This is a genomic window from Brevibacillus sp. MCWH, from assembly GCF_013096935.1.
GTDB classification, from domain to species: Bacteria; Bacillota; Bacilli; order Brevibacillales; family Brevibacillaceae; genus Brevibacillus; species Brevibacillus aydinogluensis.
On sequence record NZ_SDLF01000131.1, the window covers coordinates 1 to 474 of the forward strand.

1 protein-coding gene is annotated in these 474 nt (G+C 65.4%); it reads right to left on the bottom strand.

Annotation, left to right across the window (positions count from 1 at the left end):
• Positions 1-385: sigma factor (locus ETC00_RS19720; protein ID WP_171567737.1), on the bottom strand; the 385-nt coding region annotated here is incomplete at its 3' end.
• Positions 386-474: the final 89 nt, after the last annotated feature.

Below are 474 nucleotides of genomic sequence, written 5' to 3' on the forward strand. Positions count from 1 at the left end.
GAAACGCGCTGCGCGCCTTCAGCGACAGCGTGCCAAGCAGGCGATCGATCTCGCGGAGGTCCTCGAGAATCAGGTACTGCTCTTCGGCCGAAGGCTGCTCCGCTTCCGGAACCAGCGCCAGTTCGGCGAGATAGGCCTGCTCAAGGGCGGCGCGGCGGAAGTGGTCGATCATCAGGCCGCGCGCCACCTTCGCCAGGAACGCGCGCGGTTCGCGCAGGCCGGGCAGCTCCGGGCGGCCGAGGAGGCGAACGAAGGTGTCCTGGCTGAGGTCTTCGGCGCGCTGGCGGCAGCCGAGGTTGCGGTTCAGCCAGGCAAGCAGCCAGCCGCGGTGGTCCCGGTACAGGCTACCCACGAATTCGCTGTTGCTGACGTCACCCGCCGACACGGCCGCTCCCCATCCCGAAACGGGATTGAATGGAAAAACGAGAATTATTCGCAAATGATCGCAAAGTGCGACTATCCCTGCAATTGGCG